Origin of the sequence: Ruminococcus sp. Marseille-P328 (assembly GCF_964249465.1) — a bacterium.
GTDB lineage: Bacteria > Bacillota > Clostridia > Lachnospirales > Lachnospiraceae > Blautia_A > Blautia_A faecis.
This window is the reverse complement of sequence record NZ_CAXUBQ010000001.1, coordinates 382,579-407,902: the sequence shown is the minus strand read 5'-3', so window position 1 is coordinate 407,902 and position 25,324 is coordinate 382,579. Positions and strand designations below refer to the sequence as shown.

The window sequence follows — 25,324 nt, the reverse complement described above, 5'->3', positions numbered from 1 at the left end:
TTTCATTTTTTATTTGCGATCTTTTTAAATCATATCGTACATTTCCAGAATGTCCTTTGTATAGACTCCCGGCTTCTCATACACGATCAGCGGTCTTTCCACAGTAATCCGGGAATTGCCGCCTTTCAGGGCTTCTATGAGCACCATATTAGGCTCCCTGTCAATGTATGGATAAACAAGCTGCATACGCTTAGGCTCCAGCTTATATTTCGTCAAAACCTGCATAATTTCTGTCAGTCTGAACGGTCTGTGTACCATGTAAAAACGTCCTCTGTCTCCAAGAAGCTTCGAAGCCTGGCTTACCACATCCTCAAGAGTACAAAGGATCTCATGTCGGGCGATTGCCTTTGGCATATGCGGATTGGTCAGTCCATGCTGCCCGATCATATAGGGCGGATTGCAGGTGACAACATGAAAAGAAGCTGCCCCGAAAATACTGACAGCCTCCTTAATATCACCTTGTCTGATACTGACCCTGTCCTCCAGGTTATTGTATTTCACACTTCTTGCTGCCATTTCAGCACACTCTTCCTGGATTTCCAGACCTGTGAAATGCTCTCCCACAGTCTTGGAAGCAAGGAGTACCGGAATAATACCAGTTCCCGTTCCCATATCGAGAACCTTCTCTCCCTTCTTCACTCTGGCAAACCCAGATAAAAGAACAGCGTCCATACCGAAGCAGAATTTCCGGGGATCCTGAATGATATAATAGCCATTCTGCAGATCATCTACCCGCTCATTCTCCTTCACAAGATCATTAATCATCTAATTTGGAATCTCCCTTTTTATCTTCAAGATCCTTCAGTTCCTTTAATTCCTGTTCAGAGACTTTTACTTTCTTTTTTCTGGAACGGAATTTCAGTTCGCCTACAGGGAATTCCTGAATTTCTTTCTCATCACCAATTTCTACTACTACCTTTACAAGCTGGCGGAGTACATTTACACTCTGTACATTGCCCTGGATTCCGTCTGGAGTAGTTACCGTATCTCCGATTCCCGGAAGTCTGCGATTCAGCTCCTCATAGGTCTCCTGCTCATTCTTCAGACAGCACATCAGTCTTCCGCATACACCTGAAATCTTCGTCTGGTTCAGAGAGAGATTCTGTTCCTTGGCCATTCGGATGGATACAGGTGCAAACTCGGAAAGATAAGTATGACAGCAGAGACATCTGCCGCAGATACCGATTCCTCCAAGAATTTTTGTTTCATCTCTTACACCAATCTGGCGAAGTTCAATTCTTGTCTTAAAAATAGATGCAAGATCCTTTACCAGCTGGCGAAAATCAATTCTGCCGTCTGCTGTAAAGTAAAACAACACTTTATTGTTATCAAAAGTATACTCTGCGTCAATCAGCTTCATCTCAAGTCCATGCTCGCGAATCTTCTTCTGGCAGATCTTGAAAGCTTCCCTCTCACGCTCCCTGTTATACTTCTCTCTTTCATCATCGTCTTTGGTAGCCACACGAAGCACTTCCTTCAAAGGATGTACCACCTGGTCATCCACCACATCCTTAGGTGCAAGCACCACCTTTCCATACTCAACACCGCGGGCAGTCTCCACAATTACATGATCGCCCGGTTTCACTTTATAGTTCTTCGGATTGAAGTAATAGATCTTACCTACATTCCGAAATCTTACGCCTACTACTTTTGCCATTCTATTTCTCCCTGATTGTAAGGAACAGAAGCTCAAGAGCAAGTTCTGTATTTACATTGGCACGAAGACGTACTTTTGTTTTCTCCAGTGCATCCAGAATCTTCTCCAGGTTCTCATAGGAACGCTGGCTTGCCTGTTCCCTTATATAATTTATTTCCTGCTTAAATACAAGATTATCAACTTCCCGTGTAGCCTTAAACATCAGTACATCACGGAACCAGAACTGGAAAAGATCCAGATAGTCACTGATGTTCTGCTTGTCATTGGAAAGCTCCTTGATTGCTTCTGTAAGCTCATATACTTCCATTCCGTCTGCATTCTTCAGGATGCGGAGTGCATTCTGGGTCATATCTGCAAACTCCTGGGAAGTAGCTACCTGTTTCGCTCTGCCAATACTGCCATGAGCATAGGAAGCATCGATCTCAGCCTGATAATCCGGTATATGGAGATGCTCCATCAGGTACTTCTTTACCAGACCGTCATCTACAACCTTCAGATCCAGACGTACACATCTGGAACGAATGGTCGGCAGCAGAGCATCAATATTGCTTGTGAGAAGCATGATAACTGCATATTCCGGCGGCTCTTCAATGGTCTTCAGAAGAGCATTCTGTGCCTGGGGATTCATCAGCTCTGCATTTGCCACAATATAAATCTTGTATGGGCTGCAGTATGGCTTAATATCCACATCATTGATAATCTGTTCCCTGATTTCGTCAATTGTAATCACATTTGGCTTCTCATGGGTCACCATAATGATATCCGGGTGATTCTTACCGATTGCCTTCTTGCAGGAATCACAATGTCCGCAAGGCTCCGTACCGCCCTCTTCACACTGCAATGTCATCGCATAGGTTCCTGCCAGCAATTTCTTTCCAGAACCAGGGTCACCTGTAAAAATATACGAATGGGACACTTTCTCTGTCTGTATGGCATTCTTCAAATGTCTGATTATCTCTTCATGTCCTATAATGTCGTTAAACCCTAACATCGGAATCACCTCACCCTATCATTTTCGCTATTGTCAAAGGCTGCGGTCAGCACCCCTGCATAGCTTATTTTGTACAAATACACTCTAAATGTATTTACCCTTTAATTCTATCATGTACGACAAAATCATGCTATAGTTTTTTGTGAATTTATTCACTTATCAACAAAAAATGTGTTACTGTTCACTCCGTGACCAGTAACGCGCTTCGCGATGCACATTATGCCTGTCTGATATATTCAGCAATTTCTTCTACACATTCCTCCAGATCAACATTCTGGAATTTTCTCGTAATCCCGGCAGCAGCAATTTTTTCTTCGGAAAAATCCTCCTGATCTGCAAGAAATCTTCTGCACATTTCCTCATAGCGGGGTATCTCCTGACCACGCTCTCTTTTCAATGCTCTTGCAAGACGCTCTCCGTCCTCCACTTCGATATAAACAGGACAAACATTCTCTTTTCCATAGTATTCTCTCATTTTCACATAAGATTCAAGTGTACCGATTCCCAGATAGTCAGCATTTTCCAAATCCACCTGACCGTCATCTGCTGTAAAATAAGTCCAGATTCCATGTATTGTATGATAAGCTCTGGCCTCGATCAGATTTCCGCTTTCTCGAAATTCTTCCAGCTTTTTATCATCCACGAAATAATACTGTTTGCCATTTTCTTCCTCTGCACGGATTGGGCGGGTCGTATAAAGAACCAGCTTCTTAAGTCCCAATCCCTCATGTGCTGCCAGCCTGGCATATATATGATCCTTACCAGATGCGCTTTTTCCCATAATGTAAAATATTTTTCCCATAATGTATCAGGCAGGGGTTACACCTCTGCCTGCTCCTTTACTACGCTTATTGTTTCGTTATTTTCTCCGCAAAGACCGTGAAGATTCAGTCCCTGTTCCATATATCTTCTCACATTCCTTGTAAAAAGTCCAGTAATCTGTTCGCCTGGAACAATAATGGGAATCCCCGGCGGATAAAGATATACAAATTCTGCGGCAATTTTCCCTGCACTTTCTTCCAGAAGACAAAGCTGGGATGGGGCATCCATTGCCCTGGAAATGGACATAAGCTGCTTCATAGGACCACACTTGCAGGCATATTTTTCATTTCGCAAGCCATCGCTGCGGGTATCCTTTTTGTCACATCTTTCACAATCTTCAGAATTACATTTAACACAATTCTGCCTTTCCACTTCCGGTACATAATCTGAATTTCCAACAGCTATTTTCTCTGTTATATTCCTGCTCTTCTCTGCCAGTTCAGCTTCCTGCCTGTCGATTTCTTCTATAGCTTTGCAAAGTCTCCGGAATCCTTCCCTGGTGTCTCCAACTGCTGCCAGCGCAAGCACATAATTCTCTGTAGTCATCTCAACTTCCAAATGATATTTTTTTCGAAGGATTCCCGCAAGTTCCGGACCATTTAAACTGCTGTGCAATGTGGACAGAATCAGCTTAGAGCGGTCATAATCAAATATTTCTGTTGTGCCCTGTTCGTCCTTTTCTTCCCCAGTCTCTTCCGGTGTCTGTAACAGACGTATATACCTGCGCTGACCAAGCTGTCTGCGGGCGGCTTCCAGATTTTCCGTAAATTCATCAAATAATCGTCCGCTGTCTTTTTCCAGCTTCGCTACACAGGCATCCAGACTGGACATAAGTATATAAGACGGACTGCTGGTCTCATAAATTCCAAGAAATCTGCGGATCAGCTTCTCACTTACACGTTCACTGCACAGATGAAGCACTGCAGTCTGGGTCATGGCCGGCAATGTTTTGTGAAAGCTCTGGATCACCACATCTGCTCCCAAATCTGTTGCTGAAACAGGAAAATAGTCAGAGAATCTGAAATGAGCGCCGTGGGCTTCATCCACGATCAGCGGAATTCCATGTTTGTGGGCAGTTTCCGCAATCTTGCGCACATCTGAAACCACACCATCATAAGTAGGCGATGTAATAAGGACTGCTTCAATTTTCGGATTTTCCTCAAGATATCTTTCCACACGGGATACGGAAATTGAACCATTTATCCCCAAATCGTTGTCAGATTGTGGATAAATATATGTGGGAACCAGTTCCCGAAGGTAAATTGCGTGGTAAACAGCCTTGTGACAGTTTCTGGCCACCAGAATCTGTCCACCCTTTTTCACAGATGCGGAAATGGCAGTAAGAATTCCTGCCGTACTTCCGTTGACACTGAAAAAACTTTTCCTGGTGCCGTACATTCTGGATAAGGCATTCTGCGCTTCAAGTAAAATTCCCTCAGAATGATGCAGATCGTCGAATCCGTCTATTTCTGTAATATCACGTTCAATAGGAAAATCCCCCTCTATGCACGCCTTATTCCGCTTGTGACCAGGCATATGGAAAGGATAAAAGTCGGATTTGCCGTAGTTCTCCAATTCTTTATATAGTCTTCTCATCTTACCTCTCAATTTTCTCAGAAATTATCACACTTTAAATCTGTATCCCACGCCCCAGATGGTCTCGATATACTGCGGCTTGGCATTATTATACTCAATTTTCTCACGGATTTTCTTGATATGAACCGTAACTGTGGCAATATCACCTACCGATTCCATATCCCAGATTTCCCTGAAAAGCTCTTCCTTTGTAAAAACTCTGTTTGGATTCTGGGCCAGGAATGTGAGCAGATCAAATTCCTTGGTGGTAAAAGTTTTCTCCTCGCCATTTACCCAGACGCGGCGGGCAGTCTTGTCGATCTTGATTCCACGAATCTCAATAATATCGTTCTTTTGCGTGGTGGAGCCGATCAGACGGTTATAGCGATCCATATGTGCCTTTACTCTGGCAACAAGCTCGCTTGGGCTAAATGGCTTGGTCATGTAATCGTCAGCCCCAAGTCCAAGACCGCGGATCTTGTCAATATCATCTTTCTTCGCGGAAACCATAATGATCGGAGTATTCTTAGCTTCTCTTACCTGGCGGCAGATTTCAAACCCGTCTATCTCCGGCAGCATCAGATCCAGAATAATCAGGTCAAAATCTTCTTTCAGTGCCATATTAAGCCCCAGATCGCCTCTGTTGCAGATTATAACTTCAAATCCTGAGAGCTCCAGATAGTCTTTCTCAAGCTCTGCAATTGCTTCTTCATCTTCAATGATCAGAATTCTGCTCATTTCATTGGTACCTCCTGGTATTTTCTAAGTACAAAATACATGATCGTGCCGATTCCAAGACGGCTTGTGGCCCATACCTTTCCCCCATGGTCCTCCAGAATTTTCTTTACAATGGAAAGACCGATTCCGCTTCCGCCTTTGGAAGAATTTCGTGAAACATCTGTACGGTAAAAACGGTCGAAAATATAAGGCAGATCCTTCGGACCAATACCTTTTCCATTGTCCTCAATCTCAATCTGGATAAAATCACCCACATCCTTGATTCGGATTTGAATGATTCCTTTAGGCTTGTCCATATATTTGATAGCGTTGCTGATAATGTTATGGATAACACGGCGGATCTGCTCCCCATCGGCAATTACCATAACATCTTTTTCCACATAGTTGGCATAAACCAGCTCAATTCCCCTGGTCTCAAGTTCCAGACCAACTTCCTCTGAACAATCTTCAAAATAATCTTCCACATTTAGTTTGTTGAAAGTATAAGGAATGCGGTTGGTATCGATTTTGGAATAAAAAGTCAGCTCGTTGATAAGATGATCCATCTCATTTGTCTTGTTGTAGATGGTGCGGACATAGCGATCCATTTTCTCAGGGGTATCTGCCACTCCATCCATGATTCCCTCTACATATCCTTTCACTGCTGTGATCGGAGTTTTCAGATCATGGGAAATGTTGCTGATCAGCTCTCTGTTCTCTTTTTCTATAAGGCTTTTTTCTTCTGTAGATTCTTTCAGACGGCGGCGCATTTCCTCGAAATCCTGACAGAGCTCAGAAAATTCGTCTTTTCCTTCTACATCCAGAACGAAATCCAGGTTGCCCTCTTTTATATTCTGCGTCGCTTTTTTTAATTTAACCAATGGAACGGCAATGCTGCGATATACCCAAAGACCAACTACCAAAGCAACGGAGATCAGGATTACAAACGCACTGATAAACAAATCCTTGGCCATTACATGTACCCTGCCCTGACTGTCGGCTGAGTCTGTTATGGAAATATCATATACTGTTCCATCGCTCTCAGTCACTGCCTGTGCTTTCTGCGCCTGTGACTGGCTGAATCCATACAAAGTGGCGGCAAACAGAAGCAGAGGCATAAGAATGATCATGGTGAATCCCAGAATGATTCTTGTTTTTAGCTTCATAACAGTTCTATCCTTTTTCTTCTTTTTACGGAAATTTTCAACAGCTTCCCTGTCGTATGAAGCTGCTTCACCGGATTTATATAGATTATAGCATAAAGCTCTGATTTCATCTCTTAATTTTCTATAAAAAATAGCTCTATAATATTCAGTTTTTCAACATAAAAAACCTGGAAAAGACTTCTTCTGCTATATACCAGTCTCTTCCAGGCTCTAACTTTAATATGGAATTTTCAAGCAGGCTTCAATACAAGCCATTTTCTTTTAACCAAATTTTACGCAAGATATTTCTTCAGATCATCAACCTTGTCCAGATGCTCCCACGGAAGATCTACATCTGTACGGCCAAAGTGTCCGTATGCAGAAGTCTGTTTGTAGATCGGGCGGCGGAGATCAAGCATTTTGATGATTCCAGCCGGACGAAGGTCAAAGTTCTCACGGATGATCTCTACCAGTTTCGCATCAGATACTTTACCTGTGCCAAATGTTTCTACATGAATAGAAGTCGGATGTGCAACACCAATTGCATAGGAAAGCTGGATCTCGCACTTGTCAGCAAGACCTGCTGCAACAATGTTCTTTGCAACATAACGTGCTGCATAAGCTGCAGAACGGTCAACCTTTGTGCAGTCTTTTCCGGAGAAGGCACCGCCGCCGTGACGTCCTGTTCCGCCATAAGTATCAACAATGATCTTACGTCCTGTAAGACCGCTGTCGCCGTTTGGTCCACCAATAACGAAACGTCCGGTCGGGTTGATAAAGTATTTCGTATCCTCATCTACCATGTCTGCCGGGATGATCTCATCAAATACATATTTCTTGATGTCCGCATGGATCTGCTCCTGTGTAACATCCGGGTCATGCTGAGTGGAGCAAACTACTGCATCAATACGGCTTGGTTTTCCATTCTTATCATACTCAACTGTTACCTGAGTTTTTCCATCTGGTCTTAAATATTTCAGAGTGCCATCTTTACGGACTTTTGTCAGCTGACGGGAAAGTTTGTGTGCCATGTTGATTGCGTATGGCATGTATTCTTCTGTCTCGTTGGAAGCATAACCAAACTGGATTCCCTGGTCACCAGCTCCAATAGAGTCAAGCTCGTCCTCATCCATCTGATTCTCTTTCTGCTCAAGTGCTTTATCAACACCCATTGCAATATCAGCAGACTGTTTATCAAGTGCTGTGATTACCGCACATGTATCAGCATCGAATCCGAATTTTCCACGAGTATAACCAATCTCGCGGATTGTCTCTCTTACGATTGACTGGATATCGATATTTGCCTTGGAAGTGATCTCACCCATAACCAGAACAAGACCTGTTGTAGTTGCAGTCTCGCAGGCTACACGGCTCATCGGATCCTGTGCGATCAGAGCATCCAGGATGGCATCAGAAATGGCATCACAGATTTTATCCGGATGACCTTCAGTTACAGATTCGGAAGTAAATAAGATTTTTTCTTTGTTTTCCATTCTTTTGTTTTTCCCTTTCTTCGATGGAGCGAAAATTTCCAAAACAGCTAATATCTATCGCTGCATTGTATGTTTTCCGCGAAAAAAAGAACAGCCCGGACAAGCGGACTGTCTTATAAATGACTTTTTATATAAACAATCCTCTTATTGTTCGATCACTCGCTCAGGTTGGCACCTTCCTCTCTTTCGAGGGGTTGCCGTGGCTTCATAGATCCTATGTATCTCCACCACTCTGAATAAAAGGCTATTCTTCAGTTTTCCTGTTGCAAGCAATACAATATACTGATTGCTTATAATTGTCAATAGACATTTAACGTCTTATGACTATTTTTCACCAGATTAAATCTGATACTCAACAGATCAAGGCTGTCAGGCTGCGATCTGAAATTAACAATTCACCCTACACGCAGGCGGAATTTCTGGATATCCTTCTCACTGGAAACTCTCTCGATCTCTGCGCCAAGGCTGCGAAGCTTCTCTTCGAAGTTCTCATAGCCACGCTGGATGTAAACAATATCATCCACAATGGTGATTCCCTCTGCTGCCAGTCCTGCAATAACAAGAGCTGCCCCAGCACGAAGATCCGGTGCACTTACTCTTGCACCAGTAAGCTTATTCACGCCATCAATAATTGCGGAATTGCCTTCAACCTTAATACAGGCTCCCATTCTGGAAAGCTCATCGGCATATTTGAAGCGATTCTCAAAAATACTCTCAGTTACGATGCTGGTTCCCTCTGCAAGTGCAAGGGTAACCGCAATCTGCGGCTGCATATCAGTCGGATATCCCGGATATGGAAGGGTCTTCACATGAGTGCGATGAAGTCTGCCCACTGCACGTACACGTACGGCATCATCAAACTCCTGAACTTCACATCCGATTTCCTCAAGCTTAGCTGTAGTAGCTTCGAGATGCTTTGGAATTACATTCTTAACTGTGACATCCCCACCGGTAGCTGCTGCAGCGAACATAAAGGTTCCTGCCTCGATCTGGTCCGGAATGATGGAATACTCTGTGCGGTGAAGCTTCTCAACACCCTTGATACGGATCACATCTGTACCAGCACCTTTGATATTGGCTCCCATGCTGTTCAGGAAGTTGGCAACATCTACTACATGTGGCTCTCTGGCAGCATTCTCAATAATCGTACGTCCTGGTGCAAGAGATGCTGCCATCATAATATTGATGGTTGCTCCTACAGAAACTACATCCAGGAAAATATGGCTTCCATGAAGATTAGATGCCTCGGCAACAATGGCTCCATGAAGAATATCAACTTTCGCACCAAGGGCTCTGAAACCTTTCAGATGCTGGTCAATCGGACGGCTTCCGATATTGCAGCCACCTGGAAGAGGAACTTCTGCTCTTTTATATTTGCCAAGTAATGCACCAAGAAGATAGTAAGATGCACGGATCTTCTTAATATACTCATAATCTACACTTACATCACCAATGGTAGAACCATTGATCTTAACAGTTGATTTATTGATTCTGTCAACCTGTGCTCCGATGCCAGCTATTGCCTCCAGTAAAACGTTAATGTCTCTGACGTCAGGCAGATTCTCGATGAGAATTGTCTCATCCGTCATAATGGCTGCTGATAAAATAGCCAGCGCTGCATTCTTTGCACCTGCTATCTCTACTTCACCAACAAGCGGATTTCCACCTTTAATCACATACTGTTCCATAATACACCTCTATTATTCTTACTCCGCGAGCCAAAAAGGCTATTGTCAATTTCTCTCCAATAACCTGACAGCCCTCCTCTGATTCACAGTTACTTTTCACTTCGTTCATCGTAACACATTCCGCGAATAGTAACGATCTACAGTTACTTAATAACCCCTGTCTGTAGTGTTTCCAAAAGTGCCTGCAGACTTGCTTCCAAATCTTTCCCTTCTTCATCTACCACAATGTCTGCATATTTCTCGTATAAGGGAACTCGCTCCTCATATAAACTCTTCAAGGTCTGTCCTTCTTTCAGAAGAACTCCCCGCTTCTTAAGATTTCCAAGCCGTTTCTCAAGAGACTCCAGAGAAAGGCTGAGGTAAACTACCTTCCCAATTGATTTCAAGTGTTCCATGGCTTCACTGCAATATACCACACTTCCCCCAGTAGCAATTACAGTATTCTCTGTATCAATCGACGCATTTACGCGATTCTCAATGGTCTTGAAACCTTCTTCTCCTTCTTCATCAATGATCTGATAAAGACGTCTTTTTTCTTCTTTTTGTATTAAAAGGTCTGAATCTAAAAATTCGTATCCAAGTATTTTCGCAAGAACAACGCCCAGTGTGCTTTTACCTGCACCGGGCATTCCAATTAATGTTATATTATTCATTTTCATTCGATACTCCTTTAAATAATAACACATAAGAGCCATTATTGCAATCACATTAAAAAATTGTTACTGAGTTCGTTTTTTTAATGGGTGATTTTTAAGTTTCTGATTATGCTTTTTTCCTTTTTTTACGCTATATCCAAAGGTGCCCAACTTCTTTCCAAGCCCAAGATATTCCCCATGGGAATACACCATCAGTTTTGACTGATTCAGCTGAAATTTATTATTTTTATCCATATAGGCTTCGTCCGCATGCACTGCAACTACTTCCGCAAGGAACATGTGATGAGAACCAAGCTTCTCAATTTTCTTAACTTTACATTCAATATTTACAGGAGCTTCGCCGATCATTGGTGCCTTCACATGATCCGCCTTTTCTTTTGTAAGATGAAGCTCCTGGAATTTATCAACCTCTCTGCCGGACCGCACGCCACAATAATCGGTGGCGTATGCAAGCTCTTCTGTGGTAAGGTTCAGAACGAATTCCTTTGTCTTGCAGATCATATCGTAAGAAAATCTGGTGGGACGAACGGAGATGCTTACCATTGGCGGGTTGGTACACACGGTGCCAGCCCACGCTACTGTTATTATATTATCATTACCCTCGCCATCTGTAACGCTGACCATCACAGCAGGAAGCGGGTAAAGCATATTGCCTGGTTTCCAGGTCTGTTTTGCCATATTTTGCTCCTCTTTTATGTGAAAATTTCCCGTGCAAAGAACCTTCTGCGTTACTTTTCACTTTGTGAGCAGTAGCTTTTAACAGCCTCTTTGCCGGGAAAATCTTTATCATCAGTTAAAGTCATTTGCCATGATCTGTGCGGCTTCCATCATAGCCGGGATCATCTGTTTCTTACGGGAAACCACGCCTTTCAGGTGGAAGCACTTATCTTCCGGTTCCTGCTGAAATGCGATTTTTCCCATTTCCTCGCTGCCCTCGCCGTAATAAATTACATCTGAGGACTCGTCCATAATATTGGTTAACATAAAGTAAACACGGGTAATTCCATGGCGTCCGCACTCGCTTACCATAAATGGTTTCAGGCGAACTTTGATCTCCTGAAGTTCTTCCTCGTCCATGGAACTGATCTGTCCAACACCAAAAGCCACATTTCCTTCTGCAATAAATTTCTTGTAATCCTGATAGAAAATTTCTTCAGGTGCTTTATCCTTCAGATTGCTTCCAGCCTTGAACATTTCTCTTGCGAAATCTTCAATCTTAATGTCCGCGATCAGTGCAAGCGCACTTGCTGCGATCTTGTCCTGCTGGGTGCAGGTTGGGGAACGGAACATTAAGGTATCGGAAATAATGGCTGCACAGAGAAGTCCTGCGATCTTAGGCGGAATCTCCAGTCGCTGCTCGTCATAAATCCGGTAAAGGATTGTCGCAGTACATCCAACTGGCTCATTTCGGAAATTAATCGGCTTCATAGTTTCCAGAGAACCAAGCTTATGATGGTCAATGATCTCCAGAATCTCTGCTTTCTCAATATTATCAACAGCCTGGTCTTTTTCATTATGATCTACCAGAATTACCTGTTTCTTGTGCATGTCAAGGAAATTTCGTCTGGAAATGGTTCCCACACATTTTCCCCGCTTATTGATAACAGGGAATGCACGATGGCGGTGCTTGATCATAACATCCTGGATATCATCTGTGAAATCTTCAGTATTAAAAGTTACCAGATTATCTTTTTTCATCACATAATTTACCGGAATACTCTGGTTGATCATGCGGGCAATTGTGTAGGTATCATATGGAGAAGAGATAATGATGATCTGTCTCTCCTGAGCTTTCTTTATTACCTTCTCACTTACCTGAATACTCATTCCTACAATAATGCAGCTTACATTCAGTTCTATTGCCTTTAACTGATCTTCCTCACGGTTTCCAAGAATAACCATATCATTTTCTTCGATATAGTTCTTCATCACCTCCGGATCAGCAGTTCCAATAAGGATTTTCCCTTTGGTAAAATAGCCGTGACCGTTTCCTTCTACGATTTCACCGTCAAGAGTATCCCTGATCTTGTTATACTGAGTTCTGGCATTTGAAAGAAGATAGCTGTCCTTGGTATCCATGTAAACATCAGCAATATCGCCGATTGTTACAATTCCCTCCAGCTCATCCTCGCTGTTACAGATGGGAAGGGTCACAATGCCTTTATTCTGCATCATATCCCAGGCATTTTTCAGGGACATGGTACGGTCTGCATCCGGTTTTGGACGGATATCCATATCTTTTACCTGCGTTCCGATATTTCCCAGATAAGCCGGTGGCTGTACGCCAAAACGATTCAGTACATACTGGGTCTCTTCATTGATCTGACCGGCACGTCTTGGAATATAACGCTTGGTCTGGGTGGTTCTGTTTTTGATATCTGCGTAAGCAATTGCCGAACAAATAGAATCCGTATCCGGATTCTTATGTCCCATTACAAATACTTTCTGATTCTTCATTCACATTCTTCCTTCCAAAATTCAGCTGACCTCTGCACACTTTTCATCTGTAAACAGAGTTTTTTATTTCGGGTCTACTTTTCAAACACGCTCTACAGAAGATTTTCATTTTGGGCGATTGTCTTAATCGTCCAAATCTGCACTTTATATTAATTCAGTTTAATATTTGCAAATAAAGCTCCCAGAGATGTGGTTGCCTCTTCTCCGGACTGTGGGATTTCTATTTTCTCTTCTTCCACTTCTTTTGCCATCATATCAGTTGCTTCTTTGATACTCAGGCTCAGTTTTCCATCTTTCACTGCAGTTACTTTTACTTTCACCTTATCTCCAACTGCAAGAACTTCTGATGGTTTACGGATTCTCTTTTCGCAAATCTGGGAAATATGTACCAGTCCGGATACGCCGTTTCCAAGATCTACAAATGCGCCGTATGGCTGAAGGCTCTCTACAGTTCCTTCTGTTACAAAGCCTGGCTGGATATTGGAAATTTTATTCTTTCTTTCCTCTTCTGCTTTTTCCCTTAAAATTTCTTTCGCAGAAAGAATCAGTTTTTTGTCCTCTTTATTGACATCGATTACCTGAACCTGGATGTGTCTGTTCAGATATTCGTTGGTGTCTTCTACGTAATTCAAGGCCAGCTTGGAGGCCGGGATAAAGCCGCGCACACCTTCTACATAAGCAACTGCACCGCCGTTTACTACACCTTTTACCACTACATCAAGAACCTCTCCGGAGGCTTTCAGCTCTTTTAATTTGTCCCAAGCCAGGACGTCAGTAGCTTCAACTTTGGATAAAAGGATGTTGCCGTTTCCATCGTCTTTTCTTACGACTGTGGCGGAAACTTCATCTCCAGGGTGTACTTCTTCTTTAACGTTAAAGCCCGGCTCTCTACTGTAATCTTCTACCGGGATAATACCTTCTGCATAATATTTTAAATCTACAATAATTTCTTTATCATCTACACTCACAACTGTTCCTGTGAGAATGTCGCCTTCTTCAATTTTCTTAAAAGAAGCTTCAAGTTCTGCTTCGTAATCCTTCATTGTCTCTGCCATGACCTAGACTCCTTTGCCCCTGTTTTTGCTTCATTATAGCACACCGCTTATTCGTTGCAAATAAATTTTGGAATGTACATTCGAAAAAACACCGCTCTTTAAGCGTCAGAGTGTAATATCTGGCGTTTAAAGAGCGGCATATTCAGACAAATTTTCCCAAAAATTGTGACGCACATCTTGCAAAAAACCTTTTTCAAACACGCTCCAGAGCGTGCAGATTGCAGGAATACTTTTTCAAATACGCTCTAAAACGAGGAGTGCCCCGGCAGTAGCTGCCGGGGCGATTATTATGAAAAAATTTTATGTGTAATGGTGTCATTACAACGTCTTCTGTGTATGTTCTTTCGAACTGATTATATAGTATCAGATACTTATGAACAAAATACATGCAAATTGTTAACGAATAATGAACATTTGTTTTATTTGCACAATTTCTTCTTTCATTTTCCTCTTTTTTTATAAATTTACCACATTTGCATCTTTACTTTAATTTGGTAAAGTTATACATTTTGCACATTTTACATTTCTCATTCGAATAATCCTTTTACAAATTCGATTAACTTCGACACAAGACCTTTGGCATCATCCTTTGTAACACCCATATCCTGCAGCTTACTGTATACAGAATTTACATCGCTTCTAAGAGCATCTTCGTCAATTTTTGCATCCAGAACCTTGCGTACTACAGAAACAAGGGAATCTACCTCTGAATCAGAAAGAGATACCCCAAAATGGTCTGCTGCCTGAGTTACAGCACTTCGTACCTGGTCATCTGTGATGTTCTGCTGGTCTACAAGATCCTTGGCATACATAATAATGTCTACTGCTTTTCCAGGGTCAGAAGCAAGAAAATCAATTCCACTGTCCAGAAGACTTTCTACTACTTCTGTATCACTGGATGCCATAACCGGCATCGGCATGGAACATGCAAGAACTCCTGCAAGGATAAGTGCTGCTGATTTTTTCATTTTTATCATGATAATTACCTCCTGATTGAATGTTGCTGTTCAAGACTTGCCCAGTAACGATTAAATGTCATCTGTTCAAATCTCTCCAGTAACAATTAAATAGCTGCTGTTCATGGTCTGACCAGCAATAGTTAATATTCTGTTCACAAACTGCTGGAATCTGGTCATATTTATGATCTGATTTCCTCATATCAAGTAATTTTCTTCTGAAATTTAATCAATACCGGAAATAAATCTTCCTCCAGATTCCAGCCCATTATACTACACCTTTTCCTTTTATTTGTAAAATGTATCTAAAAACTTTATAATCTTTTTATAACTAATCTCCAAAAACAGCCCATTTTTCCAGGAAGTTACAAATCTTTTCAAATTCGTTCACTAATTTTTCATAAGATAAACACGATTCTTTCAAACTTTCCCGATATACTAACATCATAAAAATAATAACAGCCAACATTATTTTTATAAAATTTCTTTTTCATATGTCAGTCACCCAAAAGTGATTGACTCTCCTTCCTTTTAAAAAATATATTTGAGACAAAATAAAAATCACCCGTCTAGCCACCGGGTGATTTTTATTTGTATAAGATTTATGCAGTAAATCATTTCCGAACATGTGAAGGATCACGGGAGCCGCAACGCTGCGAAGCAATCCGAAGATATCGAGAACGGGGCTTACGCCCCGTTCTTGATATCTATCTCAATTTATTAAATGCGTTTGCAAGATCAGCAAATTCTGCTAAAGTAAGCGCTTCGCCTCTCACATTTACCGGAATTCCGGTCTCTGCCATAGCTTTCTCAATTTCCTCTTTTGAAAAATCAAGCTCCTGGGAGTTCTTCAGTCCATTTACCAATGTTTTTCTTCTCTGATTAAAAGATGCCCGGATCAGCCTGAACATCAGCTTCTCATTGTCCACCTGCACTGGCGGCTCTTCATATCTCACAAGCTGGATAACAGCACTTCCCACCTTCGGTCTTGGCATAAAACAGTTTGGCGGAACATTCGCAATGATCTGCGGTCTGGCATAATACTGAACAGCCAGAGACAAAGCACCGTAATCCTTTGTTCCAGGACCAACCTGCATTCTGTCTGCCACTTCCTTCTGTACCATAATGGTGATTGAAGAAATGGGAACATGGTTTTCAAAAAGTCCCATGATGATTGGTGTGGTAATATAATAAGGCAGATTGGCAACCACCTTGATAGGCTTGCCCCCATTTTTCTCCTGTGCCAGCGCCGCAATATCAACTTTCAGGATATCCTCGTTGATCACAGTCACATTATCCCAGTCTTTCAAAGTATCATTTTCCAGAATCGGGATCAATGTCTTATCAATCTCTACAGCCACCACTTCTCTGGCTGCCTCAGCCAGATACTGGGTCATGGTTCCAATACCCGGTCCGATTTCCAGAACAAAATCATCCTTGGTGATCTTGGAAGCCTCGATTATTTTTTCCAGAACATGGGTATCGATAAGAAAATTCTGACCAAACCTTTTCTGGAAAGCAAAATTATACTTTTGAAGAACTTCAATGGTATATTTCGGATTTCCTAAATAAGGTCTGGTCATATTAATTTCCTCTTTCTTTTAAATTATTTAATCATTATCTGCAAATCACACAATCTGGGCAGCTGTCTGCAATTCCCCTATTACTTATTTTGCAAAATCTTTCTCATAAAGAACCGTAAATCCATCACGGTCTACTCTCTTTTTCTTATTAAACTTCAGAAGTCCGCCCTGGGATTTCGCCATTGCTGCGTCAAGCATTTCCTTAACTGCGCCAATGTTCATAGGCTGGTCTTCTTTCTGGTTCACACCGATCAGATTATACAATGCAAGCATTCCCATCTGGTCGATCTTGTAACCATTTTCCTTGGTGTAAACTCTTGCAAAGTTTACAAGTTCATCATTGGTAAATACCGGAATGTTGATCATGGATGTAAACTTCTTGGCAAATTTCGGGAATCTTGCAATCAGCTTACGCATTCCGATCTTCTCATCCTCAATAATCACAGTAAGTCCGTCTGTGCGGAACTCCATAGCCTTATCCAGAATATCCACTGTTTCCTGTGTCAGTTGATTAGCATTCTCAATGACAAGGAAACCACCGCTAAGCTTGCCGATCACTTTCGTAATATCCATCTCGTTCAGCTGGTCGGCAAACACATAAGCCACCTTGGAAGCCGGCAGATTCAGCTCTTTACAGATTGCCGGAATCAGACTTGCGATCAGTCTTGTCTTACCAGTTTCTTTCCCACCCATGACGATCACGTTTCCAGTCTTGGAGGTCTTATCAGCCGCTGCCATCTGCACATCGCAAAGTGCACTGATCAGCTGTTCCCGCATTCCCGGAACCTTTACAAAATATGTAAACAGCTTCTTCTCATCATCGGTAAGTGATTTCTCTCTTGGCACAATGTCAGATGGATTTCTCTTATCCTTTGGCTGAATAGAATCAATAAACTGTTCCAGTTCTTCTTCCTCGGAAAGAGATTCAGAAGACTCTTCTTCCTCTTCATCCTCGTCAAAATCAAAGTTTTCGTCCTCAGAATCTTCCGGTTCTTCCGCTGCATCTTCCGTTTCAACCACATCATCAGCAGCTGGAGGCATATCCTCATCCTCTTCTTCTCCAATGCTCTCTCTGAGAAGCTTGGCAATAAATTCATCCTCAGACATGGAATCATCAGAAGGCTCTTCTTTCTCCTTATGTCCTGCCGGACCATTCATAAACTCATCCTCAGCAGCCTGAAGATCCTCTTCGGAAAGGAATTCCTCTTCCTCAAGTTCTACAACCGGCTTTTTCTGTTCTGGTTCTGGCTCGATTTCTTCCTCGTCCTCAGTGATAACTTCCTCTTCTTCCGGAATCTTCTCTACTTTTTCTTCTTTTACAGCTTTCTGAGGTTGTGTAGATATTTCTTTGGCGACTTCTACAATTTCTTTATTTTCTTCCTGAACTTTCTCTTCATCTACCTTCTCATCCGGAATCTCAATTCCCTGTGCAGAAGCAGCAGCAAGAATCGTATCCTCCAGATTGAAATTTGAAAAATCAAATGCAGGTTTCTCGTCTTTCATTTTCTCCGCAGCATCAGCCTCATCACTGAAAAGGTTATTCTGTACAGGTGCCTTGGGAACCTCAATCTCTTCCGGTACCATATTCTTCATAGAATCCGGAATATTCAGTGTAGGCATTTTCAGGTTCTCAACAGGTGTTTCTGTTTCTGTGGAAAATGCGTTCTTCTCTTCTGCAGACTCTGAACGATCTGCATTCTCTAAACCTTCTGTATTTTCTTCTGAAACTGCTTCCGCTGATTTCTCTGCAGTCTCATCTGCTGTATTCACAGATTCTTCAGCAACAGTCTCCTTGGTATTCTCCACTTTCACCTTGCCAGTTTCAGGCTCCAGCTCCGGTACACTTTCATATTCTTTCTCAGAAGCCGGATCACGAAGCATTTCTTCCTGAACCTCTTTCGTCTGCTCAGTGGAAACAATGCTGTCTTCCATTTCATCCATCTTACGGCTTCCAAAGATGTCACGAAGTCCTTTGGAAATTTTATCCTGAAGACTCTCTACGCCATCCAGATCCTCGCTCTTGATCTGAATACTTTCAATAGATTCGCTTCCCTGGTTCTCAGCTTCCGGTGCTTTCTCTTCTTCCTTAATGGTATCTGCTTCCTCAGGTTTCAGAAGCTTCGGTACAAACTGCTGTTCATACCGCTCTTTCTCCTCGCCGGTAAGAGCACCCATACGCTGTTTCAGGTCCATAGCCTTCATCACGTAGTTACCCTCGTTGAACCAGAGAATGATCTCGTTGCAAAGCTCCAGACATTTCTCTTTGTCACCATCCTGATAGTACAGTTTGGCAAGCTCGTAAGACCATTTTTCGGTAAATTCTTTCTCCTTATAATCCTCCAGAACCTTGATTTGCTCTGCAAGAGGAGCCTTTTTTACTTTCAGGATCTTGTATTTCAGGATGTACTGCGTATTATCATTTGGCGCAACTTCCCTGTACTCCTGATAAAATTCCACTGCCTCGGAAACCTGTCCCAGCTTCAGGGAAACTTCTACAAGACGATAAAGAATGTTCTTACCAATGGAGGCTCTGTGATAAGCCAGCAGGAAAATTTCCTTGCTGTCCTCATAGCGTTTATTGGCAGCATAGATTTCACCAACCACACAAAGGGTACGAACATTTTTCACACGGCGCCAGTCAATGCTGTCTACAACATTCATGGCTCCCTTATAGTCCTTCTGTTCTACTAAATGGTTAATCTCTTCAAGTTTAACCCGAAATTCCTCTTTGTCCAAATTTTTCACCAACTTTCCATAGTTAATGCCAGTTTAGCATATCGCATACTACTTCGCAAGCTTATTTATCTGCAGGACATCCCATCGGCTGATACACATGCCCCGCCACAACGTGAAACACTTTATTGATTGTAAACTGATGACTGACAAAATCATCCAGACCAGTACAGGTGATCATGGTCTGAATATCATGAATACTCTCAAGAAGATAATTCTGACGGCTGCTGTCCAGCTCCGAAAGGACATCGTCCAGAAGCAGAACTGGTTTATCATGAATGATCTTCTCCACCAGATAAATCTCCGAAAGTTTCAGGGAAAGAGCTGCTGTTCTCTGCTGCCCCTGCGAACCATATTTGCGGATATCAATTCCGTTCACAGCCACCATTAGGTCATCCCTGTGAGGTCCGGACGAAGTCATTTTCATCCGAAGATCCCGGTCTCTGTTGCGGAAAAGGCTCTCTTCCAAAGCCTCACTCTCCACGCTTGGTTCATATATCACTTCTATATTCTCAATACCGCCGGTAAGATTTCTGTGAATTTCCTTAATGATCTCATTAAGGGACTCCACAAATTCTCTTCTTTTGCCAATGATCTTACGGCCATAATTTACCAGCTGCATATCCCATACATCCAGAGTCGCTCCAAGATCCGGTCGCTTATACATATCCTTCAGCAGCTTATTTCTCTGATTCAGAACATGATTGTATCCGGCAAGATCTGTGAGGTATAGTTTATCCAGCTGACAAAGCTCCGCGTCCATGAATCTTCGTCGCTCTCCCGGACCGTTTTTGATAATATTCAGATCCTCCGGGGAAAAGAAAACCAGATTCACCACACCGAGAAGCTCTCTCGCCTTCTTTATGGGAAGCCCGTTGATTGCCACGCCCTTGGCCTTATTTTTCCGAAGGTGCATGTCAATCTTATAAGACATGGAATCTTTTCCCACCATCATGCGGATATGGGCTTCATCCTGTTCAAAGCGGATAATCTCTCGGTCTTTGCTTCCTTTATGGGATTTGCTGGTTCCGCACAGATACACAGACTCCAGGATATTTGTTTTTCCCTGGGCATTATCCCCATAAAAAATATTGGTTCCTTTGTCAAAAGAAAGTTCCAGCGATTCGTAATTTCTGAAATTGCTTAATTTTATGGATTCAATATAAGCCATTTTACTCGTTTCCGGACAGAACCTTCACATCCTGGCCATTATAGGAAATAACGTCACCGCCATAAACCTTGCGGCCTCTTCTGGTATCTACTTCGCCATTTACTTTTACAAGTCCGTCGTTGATCACATATTTTGCCTCAACGCCGTCTGATACAAGGTCAGCAAGTTTCAGTGCCTGGCCAAGTTTGATAAATTCATCTCTGATTCTGATTTCCAATTTTCTGCCTCCACTCTTCTGGCATCACGACTGCAATTCGTTTTCCAGACTGTCTCCAGCCATTATTTGCAGCCCGTGTTCACTTCCATTCCTCTTCCAATTGTCTGTTACGTTTCTCTCTGTGACAAGTGTCATTATCTTGCCTGGTTCTGATTTATGTTAACCGGAAGAATCAGATACGTGTAAGTTTCTTCCTCATCTCTGATAAAGCAAGGTGCTTTCGGATTCACTAGGTAAATGTCGATGGTCTCATCATCAATAACCTTCAGTGCATCGATCAGAAACTTGGGATTAAATCCGATCAGAATATCTTTACCCTCTTTCTCAATATCAATATCCTCGTTCATGGAACCCATTGCAGAATCAATCTTCAGCTCCATGCTGCCATCTGTAATGTGGATAATGATCGGTTTCTTATCTCCTTCTCTTACAAGGAGTGTGGCACGGTCGATACAATCCAGGAATTCTTTTTTGTTAATGGAAAGTTTGGTCTCATAATCGCTGGAAAGCATCTGGTCAATACGGAAATATTCCCCCTCGATCAGACGTGAAACTACCATAGTCTGGTCAAATTCAAATAAAATATGATTGTTTGTGAAGAAAATGCTGACTACATCATCCATTTCTCCGGATAAGATCTTACTGATCTCATTCAGAGTCTTGCCTGGAACTACAACCTTGCGGTCTGAATAGTCTTTCTTCAGAGGCATTTTGCGGATCGCAATACGGTGTCCATCCAGAGAGACAATTTTCAGACAATTATCCTTAATTTCAAACAGCTCACCAGTCATTAATTTGTTGTTATCGTTGACTGCAATTGAGAATATTGTCTGATAAATCATATTCTTTAATGTATATTGAGAGATAGTTAATGGTTCATCTCTTTCAATCATAGGAAGATATGCGAAATCTTCTCCTGATTTTCCAGGAATATTAAATTTTGCTTTCTCACAGGTGATAGTTGCAGCGAATTTTTCATCAGTTTTAATGGTAACATCGTTGTCTGGAAGTCTTCTGATGATCTCGTAAAAGATTTTCGCATTCAGGGCAACCATTCCTTTTTCTTCTATAGTACCTTCGACAATGGTTTCGATTCCAAGTTCCATGTCATTAGTAGTAAATTTGATCTGATTTGTTGTTGCATCAATCAGAATACATTCCAGAATTGGCATAGTTGTTTTGGATGGTACAGCTTTTAAGGAAATGCTGACGCTCTTCAACAAGTTACTTTTGGAGCAAATGATTTTCATAATGTGTATAACTTCCTTTCTGGAGAAAATGGGTTTTTCATTAAATATATTTAAGAAGATATCCGCCGTATCCGCCGTAGGGGGTGTGAATATGTGAAAAACTCACTTCCGCCCAGTGAATAAAAGGGTTTCGGGTATGGATAACTTCGTGTAAAAGCATTGGTTTAGAGTGTGAATAACCTGTGTAAAACCACATAAGCGATTTTGTTGCCAAAAGTTATTCACATTAATACACATAATGTCAACATCTTATACACATGAAATGTGGAAAAAATGTGTTAAGTTTGTGGATTAATTTTTTTCTTTAATGTATCGATGGTGTTCTGGAGCTGTTCGTTGTTCTGGAGCTCCTTTTCGATCTTTTCTACTCCGTGCATAACGGTAGTGTGGTCGCGATTTCCAAGATACTGTCCTACATTTTTCAGCGGGATCGCCAGAATTTCACGGCAAAGATACATTGCCACCTGTCTTGGCATCACGATCTTGGAACTTCTTTTATTTCCACAAAGATCGGCAGTACTTACATTAAAATGCTCTGCTACCATAGAAATAATGTAGTCTGCAGTAATTTGTTTATTTTCATTCGGTGCGACGATATCCTTCAGAGCCTGCTCGGCAAGTTCAAGGGTAACCTCTTTTTTCTCCAGTTTTGCATAAGCAACTACCTTATTGAAGGCACCTTCCAGCTCACGGATGTTGGATTTGATATTATTTGCAATATATTTGATAACATCTTCGCTTACATTGTAGCCGTCCATGTCTTCTTTTTTATGAAGAATGGCCATCCTGGTCTCGTAATCCGGCAGAGTAATATCCACGATCAGTCCCCATTCGAATCTGGAACGGAAACGCTCATCCAGAATTTCCATATCCTTCGGCGGTTTATCGGAAGATATGATAATCTGTTTGTTTGCACTGTAAAGGCTGTTGAAGGTGTGGAAAAATTCCTCCTGCGTGGATTCCTTTCCTATAATAAACTGAATATCATCAATGAGAAGGACATCAATGTTACGGTATTTCTCGCGGAATTTACTCATGGCGGTGTTATTTCCATTACGGATGGTCTCGATCAGCTCATTGGTAAATTCTTCACTTGTAACATAGAGAACCTTACTGTTATCATCATTTTCAATAATAAAGTGGGCGATGGAATGCATAAGATGGGTCTTGCCAAGTCCTGCACCACCATAGATAAACAGCGGATTGTACGTATTTCCCGGAGATTCCGCTACTGCCAGGGCTGCAGCCTGAGCCAGTTTGTTGTTGCTGCCCACGATAAAAGTATTGAATGTATATTTGGGGTTCAGATTTGCTTCTTCACATCTGGCCTTAAAACGGTTGTCCTGATCAGGCGCAGCGTCGGAAATGGATTTCTTCGCCGGGACGTCTTCTGGAAGGATAAATTTCACTTCGCAGTCGGTCATTCCGGTAACTTCGCTTATGGTAACCTGCAGAGGCAGTTTGTAATTCTTATTAATGTAGCTTAATCGCACCTGGTCGGAAGCGACGATGGTAACTACATTTCCACTGACATCATAAACCTTCAGGGGTTTCAGCCATGTGTCGAATCGAACATCGGAAAGATCGTGCTCCTTTTTCACAATTCCCAGGATTTCATCCCATTTTTCTATTACTGTGCTCATTTTTTCCTCCCGTACACATCTGATTGTTTCTTATATTAAATGATGCCGTCCGTCGGCGACATGTCCGTTTATCAAAATACCAGCTGGAAACAGGAAATTAGGGTGTGGCAGGCTAAATATACCGGAATTTTACTGGTATTTTGATAAACGGACATAAATATCCTTATATATATTATAATAAATCCTGTCTTTTCGCAACGACAAAATCTTATTTATATAGGAAATTTATGTGGAAAAGTATGCACATCCTGAGAAAAAATCAGAACTGCTGTGGATTGTCGTAAAAGGATGGGGATGTGGGTGGGAAAATGTTGTACTGGACGTGAAAATAGGAAAAACAACTGGGGAAAAGTGCAGAATTGTCCACAAAACATCCATAATTTGAAAAAATTGCAGTGGATAATAAAAAAATTCCAGGAAAAAAATGGGGGATATCTTGTGAATAAACTGGAAAGTTATCAACATTTTGTGTGTGGATAAATGTGGATAAAAAGGTTGATAACTATTCTGGTTACCATAACATGGTTTTGCGGGTTTCAATAATGAAAAATTATGTGTATAACTCTATCCACTGTCGAATCCCCTCGAAATATACTGTTTTTTGTGACATATGCGTTAAAATCAACAGCCAAAAGTGGATATTTTTGCTGATAATCCCCAGGTTATCCACAAGTTATCCACAAAATGTGGATAATGTTACGTAAACCTTTTCAAAATGACAGGTTATGCACAGTGTGGAAAACTTTGTGGATATAAAAAATTCTAGGAAAGCAAGAATTTTTACTTGACGAGAATGCCATTTATGAATATAATTGAAATGATGTTCTGATTAGGTTAATAATTTTAAATTCCATATAGATAAAGGAGGTGCTTTACCTATGAAAATGACATTTCAGCCGAAAAAAAGATCTAGAGCGAAAGTCCATGGCTTCAGAGCTCGTATGAGCACAAAAGGTGGACGTAAAGTATTAGCTGCCAGAAGATTAAAAGGAAGAAAGCAGTTATCTGCTTAAGACCGTTAAGACCGCAGTTACTGTGGTCTTTTCTTCTATACAGAAATAATTATTTCAATATCATATAAAGGAGAATCAGATGGAATACTCAGACTCCTTAAAGAAAAATAACGAATTCCAAAGGGTATACCGAAAAGGAACATCACAGGCAAATCGGTATCTGGTGATGTATGTGCTTGAGAACCATGACAGGCACATGGAGAATCGTCTGGGAATATCTGTAAGTAAAAAAGTTGGGAATAGTGTGGTACGCCACAGAGTCACCAGACTGATACGAGAGAGCTACCGCCTGAATGAAAGATCCTTCCGTCAGGGACTGGACATTGTAGTGGTCGCAAGACCAAATGCAAAGGACAAGTCCTATCAGGAGATTGAGAGTGCGCTTATGCACCTTGCAGGCAGAATGAAGATCCGCCGTGAGGCTGAGCTTCATGTGGAAGATTAAACGGTATTTGGGCAGTATTGTTGGTTTGGTAAAGGAGCGGCAATATTGAAACAGATT

Annotated in this window: 24 protein-coding genes and 1 riboswitch; of the genes, 4 read left to right on the top strand and 20 right to left on the bottom strand. The window is 41.8% G+C overall.

What is annotated here, in order from left to right; genetic code table 11:
* Positions 1-24 precede the first annotated feature (24 nt).
* From ACESTK_RS01920 to ACESTK_RS01860, 13 genes are all read right to left on the bottom strand, one after another.
* Positions 25-765: a tRNA1(Val) (adenine(37)-N6)-methyltransferase gene (locus ACESTK_RS01920; RefSeq protein ID WP_195392124.1), complete on the bottom strand. Its 741-nt coding sequence runs from the start codon at positions 763-765 to the stop codon at positions 25-27.
* Positions 758-1,657 carry a stage 0 sporulation family protein gene (locus ACESTK_RS01915; RefSeq protein ID WP_226855460.1) on the bottom strand — a complete coding sequence of 300 codons (900 nt, stop codon included), beginning with the start codon at positions 1,655-1,657 and terminating at the stop codon, positions 758-760. Before ACESTK_RS01915 ends, ACESTK_RS01920 begins: the two co-directional genes overlap by 8 nt.
* A gap of 1 nt (position 1,658) precedes the next feature.
* Entirely contained in the window at positions 1,659-2,648 is a 990-nt protein-coding gene (gene holB / locus ACESTK_RS01910) for a DNA polymerase III subunit delta' (RefSeq protein WP_118580865.1), read from the bottom strand.
* A gap of 217 nt (positions 2,649-2,865) precedes the next feature.
* Entirely contained in the window at positions 2,866-3,450 is a 585-nt protein-coding gene (locus ACESTK_RS01905; protein WP_173716661.1) for a guanylate kinase, read from the bottom strand.
* Between the two features lie 17 nt (positions 3,451-3,467).
* Positions 3,468-5,066, bottom strand: a complete 1,599-nt coding sequence (locus tag ACESTK_RS01900; RefSeq protein ID WP_226855461.1) for an aminotransferase class I/II-fold pyridoxal phosphate-dependent enzyme — start codon at positions 5,064-5,066, stop codon at positions 3,468-3,470.
* Between the two features lie 27 nt (positions 5,067-5,093).
* The gene (locus ACESTK_RS01895) at positions 5,094-5,783 is read right to left on the bottom strand and encodes a response regulator transcription factor (RefSeq protein WP_118580859.1); all 690 of its coding nucleotides are present in this window, start codon (positions 5,781-5,783) and stop codon (positions 5,094-5,096) included.
* Positions 5,780-6,928 carry a cell wall metabolism sensor histidine kinase WalK gene (locus ACESTK_RS01890; protein ID WP_173770013.1) on the bottom strand — a complete coding sequence of 383 codons (1,149 nt, stop codon included), beginning with the start codon at positions 6,926-6,928 and terminating at the stop codon, positions 5,780-5,782. The genes ACESTK_RS01895 and ACESTK_RS01890 overlap by 4 nt, the downstream gene beginning before the upstream one ends.
* Before the next feature lie 272 nt (positions 6,929-7,200).
* On the bottom strand, positions 7,201-8,400 hold the full coding sequence (metK, locus tag ACESTK_RS01885; RefSeq protein ID WP_173718499.1) for a methionine adenosyltransferase: 1,200 nt from the start codon (positions 8,398-8,400) through the stop codon (positions 7,201-7,203).
* 141 nt (positions 8,401-8,541) lie between these two features.
* Positions 8,542-8,643: riboswitch (SAM riboswitch) on the bottom strand.
* A 152-nt stretch (positions 8,644-8,795) separates the two neighbouring features.
* Positions 8,796-10,088, bottom strand: coding sequence for a UDP-N-acetylglucosamine 1-carboxyvinyltransferase (locus ACESTK_RS01880; RefSeq protein WP_118580853.1), 1,293 nt, complete (start codon positions 10,086-10,088; stop codon positions 8,796-8,798).
* A 143-nt stretch (positions 10,089-10,231) separates the two neighbouring features.
* Positions 10,232-10,741 carry a shikimate kinase gene (locus ACESTK_RS01875; RefSeq protein WP_118580886.1) on the bottom strand — a complete coding sequence of 170 codons (510 nt, stop codon included), beginning with the start codon at positions 10,739-10,741 and terminating at the stop codon, positions 10,232-10,234.
* A 66-nt stretch (positions 10,742-10,807) separates the two neighbouring features.
* Positions 10,808-11,422, bottom strand: coding sequence for a flavin reductase family protein (locus ACESTK_RS01870; protein WP_226855462.1), 615 nt, complete (start codon positions 11,420-11,422; stop codon positions 10,808-10,810).
* A 111-nt stretch (positions 11,423-11,533) separates the two neighbouring features.
* Positions 11,534-13,201: a putative manganese-dependent inorganic diphosphatase gene (locus ACESTK_RS01865; protein ID WP_148463040.1), complete on the bottom strand. Its 1,668-nt coding sequence runs from the start codon at positions 13,199-13,201 to the stop codon at positions 11,534-11,536.
* A gap of 149 nt (positions 13,202-13,350) precedes the next feature.
* Positions 13,351-14,256, bottom strand: a complete 906-nt coding sequence (locus ACESTK_RS01860; protein WP_173771296.1) for a S1 RNA-binding domain-containing protein — start codon at positions 14,254-14,256, stop codon at positions 13,351-13,353.
* A gap of 119 nt (positions 14,257-14,375) precedes the next feature.
* On the opposite strand from ACESTK_RS01860, the gene ACESTK_RS01855 reads away from it, so the two are divergent.
* Positions 14,376-14,528 carry a DUF6783 domain-containing protein gene (locus ACESTK_RS01855; RefSeq protein WP_368361766.1) on the top strand — a complete coding sequence of 51 codons (153 nt, stop codon included), beginning with the start codon at positions 14,376-14,378 and terminating at the stop codon, positions 14,526-14,528.
* Between the two features lie 255 nt (positions 14,529-14,783).
* Here ACESTK_RS01855 and ACESTK_RS01850 read toward each other — a convergent pair whose 3' ends face one another.
* The 7 genes from ACESTK_RS01850 to dnaA all read right to left on the bottom strand — a co-directional run bounded on the left by ACESTK_RS01850 (position 14,784) and on the right by dnaA (position 23,809).
* Positions 14,784-15,233 (bottom strand): DUF1002 domain-containing protein, encoded by a 450-nt coding sequence (locus tag ACESTK_RS01850; protein WP_118580844.1) that lies wholly within the window; start codon positions 15,231-15,233, stop codon positions 14,784-14,786.
* Between the two features lie 686 nt (positions 15,234-15,919).
* On the bottom strand, positions 15,920-16,795 hold the full coding sequence (rsmA, locus tag ACESTK_RS01845; protein ID WP_173718496.1) for a 16S rRNA (adenine(1518)-N(6)/adenine(1519)-N(6))-dimethyltransferase RsmA: 876 nt from the start codon (positions 16,793-16,795) through the stop codon (positions 15,920-15,922).
* An 84-nt stretch (positions 16,796-16,879) separates the two neighbouring features.
* On the bottom strand, positions 16,880-19,540 hold the full coding sequence (locus ACESTK_RS01840; protein ID WP_226855463.1) for a lipopolysaccharide assembly protein LapB: 2,661 nt from the start codon (positions 19,538-19,540) through the stop codon (positions 16,880-16,882).
* Between the two features lie 52 nt (positions 19,541-19,592).
* Positions 19,593-20,699: a DNA replication/repair protein RecF gene (gene recF / locus ACESTK_RS01835; protein ID WP_173716656.1), complete on the bottom strand. Its 1,107-nt coding sequence runs from the start codon at positions 20,697-20,699 to the stop codon at positions 19,593-19,595.
* 1 nt (position 20,700) lies between these two features.
* Positions 20,701-20,916: an RNA-binding S4 domain-containing protein gene (locus tag ACESTK_RS01830; protein ID WP_021924414.1), complete on the bottom strand. Its 216-nt coding sequence runs from the start codon at positions 20,914-20,916 to the stop codon at positions 20,701-20,703.
* Positions 20,917-21,050: 134 nt separating this feature from the next.
* The gene (dnaN, locus tag ACESTK_RS01825; protein WP_173771302.1) at positions 21,051-22,166 is read right to left on the bottom strand and encodes a DNA polymerase III subunit beta; all 1,116 of its coding nucleotides are present in this window, start codon (positions 22,164-22,166) and stop codon (positions 21,051-21,053) included.
* Between the two features lie 278 nt (positions 22,167-22,444).
* Positions 22,445-23,809, bottom strand: coding sequence for a chromosomal replication initiator protein DnaA (dnaA, locus tag ACESTK_RS01820; RefSeq protein ID WP_173716653.1), 1,365 nt, complete (start codon positions 23,807-23,809; stop codon positions 22,445-22,447).
* 229 nt (positions 23,810-24,038) lie between these two features.
* Between dnaA and ACESTK_RS01815 the strand changes: the two genes are divergently transcribed.
* The 3 genes from ACESTK_RS01815 (at position 24,039) to rnpA (ending at position 25,267) form a co-directional block, all read left to right on the top strand.
* Entirely contained in the window at positions 24,039-24,194 is a 156-nt protein-coding gene (locus tag ACESTK_RS01815) for a hypothetical protein (protein WP_373118329.1), read from the top strand.
* Positions 24,195-24,687: 493 nt separating this feature from the next.
* Positions 24,688-24,822, top strand: a complete 135-nt coding sequence (gene rpmH, locus ACESTK_RS01810) for a 50S ribosomal protein L34 (protein ID WP_005423866.1) — start codon at positions 24,688-24,690, stop codon at positions 24,820-24,822.
* A gap of 79 nt (positions 24,823-24,901) precedes the next feature.
* Positions 24,902-25,267 (top strand): ribonuclease P protein component, encoded by a 366-nt coding sequence (gene rnpA / locus ACESTK_RS01805; protein WP_148463049.1) that lies wholly within the window; start codon positions 24,902-24,904, stop codon positions 25,265-25,267.
* The last annotated feature ends 57 nt before the right edge of the window (positions 25,268-25,324 follow it).